Genomic DNA, 3,053 nt, shown 5'->3' with positions numbered 1-3,053 from the left:
CCCGCCACTTCGGCGCCGACGTCTACGCCACCGCCAGCCCCGCCAAACACCACCTGCTGCGCGCCCAGGGCCTGGACGACACGCACATCGCCTCCAGCCGGAGCCTGGACTTCGAGGAGCACTTCCGCACCCACGGCCCGGATCAGGGCGTGGACGTCGTCCTCAACGCGCTCGCGCACGAGTTCACGGACGCCTCGCTGCGCCTGGTACGCCCCGGCGGCCGGTTCATCGAGATGGGCAAGACGGACGTCCGCGACGCCGACGCCGTCCAGGCGGAGCACCAGGTCCAGTACCGGAACTTCGACCTCATCGAGGCCGGCTCGGACCGCATCCGGCAGATCCTGGCGCACCTGACCGAACTGTTCGCCGAGGGCCGGCTGACCCCGCTGCCGACCACCGCGTTCGACGTACGGCACACCACGCAGGCTCTCCGCCATCTCAGCCAGGCCCGCCACACGGGCAAGCTGATCCTGACGCTCCCCCGCCCGCTCGACCCGGACGGCACGGTTCTCCTCACCGGCGGCACCGGTGTTCTGGCCGGGCTGACGGCACGCCACCTCGTCACCGAGCACGGCGTACGCCACCTGCACCTGGCCTCGCGCAGCGGCCCCGACCACCCCAACGCCGCCGCCCTGCGCGACGAACTCACCGAACTCGGCGCCGAGGTGACCATCACCGCCTGCGACGTCACCAACTCCGACCAGGTCACCGCCCTGATCGAGGCCGTCAACACCGCACACCCGCTCACCGCCGTCATCCACACCGCGGGCGCACTGAGCGACACCGTCCTGACCCAGCTCACCCCTGAGAACCTGCACCCGGTCCTCGACCCGAAGGTCGACGCCACCCACCACCTGCACGAGGCGACGCGGCACCTGCCCCTCGCGCACTTCGTCGTCTACTCCTCGGCCGCCGGCACCCTCGGCAACCCCGGACAGGCCAACTACGCCGCCGCCAACGCCTACCTCGATTCCCTCGCCCACCACCGCACGCGCCACGGGCTGCCCACCACCAGCCTCGCCTGGGGCTACTGGAAGGAGGCCACCGGCCTCACCGGCCACCTCAGCGACAACGAGGTCCGCAACGTCACCCACGGCACCACCCCGCTCGAAGCGGACCACGCCTTCCGCCTGTTCGACGCGGCCCTGGCCGGCCCCGAGGCGTACCAGCTCTGCCTCCCCCTCAATCCCGCCGCGCTGCGCACCGCCCCCCGTCTCCCCGCGCTCCTGCGCGACCTCATCCCGCACCCGGCCCGCCGCACCGCCGCCACCTCGGCCGCGGCCGACGGCAACGCGCTCGCCGAGCAGCTCGCCGCGCTCCCCGAAGCGGAGCAGGAGCGCCGGCTGCTGGACCTGGTCCGCAGCAACGTGGCCGCGGTCCTCGGCCACGGCACCCCGGACGCCATCGACCCGCAGCGGCCGTTCAAGGAGCTGGGCTTCGACTCGCTGACCGCCGTCGAGCTGCGCAACCGCCTCACGAACGCGACCTCGCTGCGCCTCCCGGCGACCCTGATCTTCGACCACCCGACCCCCCAGGCACTGACCCGCCACCTCCTCGGCCAGTTCCTCGACACCGGGTCCCTCACCTCCCGGACCCCGAGCCGCGCCAGCACCACCGCCACCACCGACGACCCGATCGCGATCGTCTCGATGGCCTGCCGCTACCCCGGCGGCGTACGCGACTCGCAGGCGCTCTGGGACCTTGTCAGCACCGGCCGCGACGCCATCGGCGACCTCCCGGCCAACCGCGGCTGGGACCTGGAGAACCTGTACGACCCCGATCCCGACGCGACGGGCAAGGTGTACACCCGCCACGGCGCGTTCCTGCACGACGCCGACCTGTTCGACGCGGATTTCTTCCACATGAACCCGCGCGAGGCGCTCGCCACCGACCCCCAGCAGCGGCTGCTGCTGGAGACCTCGTGGGAGGCATTCGAACGGGCGGGCATCGACCCCACCAGTCTCAAGGGCAGCAGCACCGGCGTGTTCGCGGGCGTCATCTCCCAGGACTACCTGCTGCGGCTGCACCAGAACCCGGAGGGGCTGGAGGGCTACATCGCCACGGGCAGCTCGAGCAGCGTGGCGTCCGGCCGGATCGCGTACACCTTCGGTCTTGAGGGCCCGGCTCTGACGGTGGACACAGCGTGCTCGTCGTCCCTCGTCGCCCTGCATCTGGCCATGCAGGCGCTGCGTAACGGCGAGTGCGACCTCGCGCTGGCCGGCGGCGCAACCATCATGGCGACGCCCGGCACCTTCCAGGTCTTCTCGCGCCAGCGCGGCCTGGCCGCTGACGGCCGCTGCAAGCCCTTCGCGGACGCGGCGGACGGTACGGGCTGGGGCGAGGGCGTCGGCCTGGTGCTGGTCGAGCGGCTCTCGGACGCGCAGCGCAACGGGCACACGATCCTGGCGGTGCTGCGGGGTTCCGCGATCAACCAGGACGGTGCGTCGAACGGACTCACGGCGCCGAACGGGCCGTCGCAGCAGCGTGTCATCGCGCAGGCGCTGGCCAATTCCGGGCTGAGCGCGGAGCAGATCGACGTGGTGGAGGCGCACGGTACGGGTACGACGCTGGGCGACCCGATCGAGGCGCAGGCGCTGCTGGCCACGTACGGCCAGGCGCACACCGAAGCGAATCCGCTGTGGCTGGGGTCCATCAAGTCCAACATCGGCCACACGCAGGGTGCGTCCGGTGTCGCGAGCGTCATCAAGATGGTCGAGGCCCTGCGGCACGGCCTGCTCCCGCAGACCCTCAATGTGGATCAGCCTTCGACCCACGTGGAGTGGGACACCGGCCACGTCGCCCTGCTGACGGAGACGCGGGAGTGGCCGGAGACGGGCGAGCCGCGGCGTGCGGCGGTGTCNTCGTTCGGCATGAGCGGCACGAACGCGCACGTGGTGCTGGAAGCGGCCCCGGCCCAGCCGGCGTCGGACGAGGCGGCCGAGCCCGGCTCCGATGTTGCGGTGCCGGTGGTGGTTTCTGCCCGTTCGGCGGGCGCGTTGGCGCAGGCCGCGGAGCGGCTTGCCGCGTACGTGGAGGAGCACCCGCACGTCGAG

The 3,053-nt window shown here is 72.2% G+C and carries 1 protein-coding gene; it reads left to right on the top strand.

The features are described 5' to 3' along the window. A partial coding sequence (locus tag B124_RS33965) for an SDR family NAD(P)-dependent oxidoreductase (protein ID WP_496506874.1) occupies positions 1-3,053 on the top strand: 3,053 nt, incomplete at both ends.

The organism is Streptomyces sp. CNP082 (assembly GCF_059570535.1).
The sequence above is the reverse complement of the archived record's forward strand: the minus strand, read 5'-3'. Positions and strand labels throughout refer to the sequence as shown.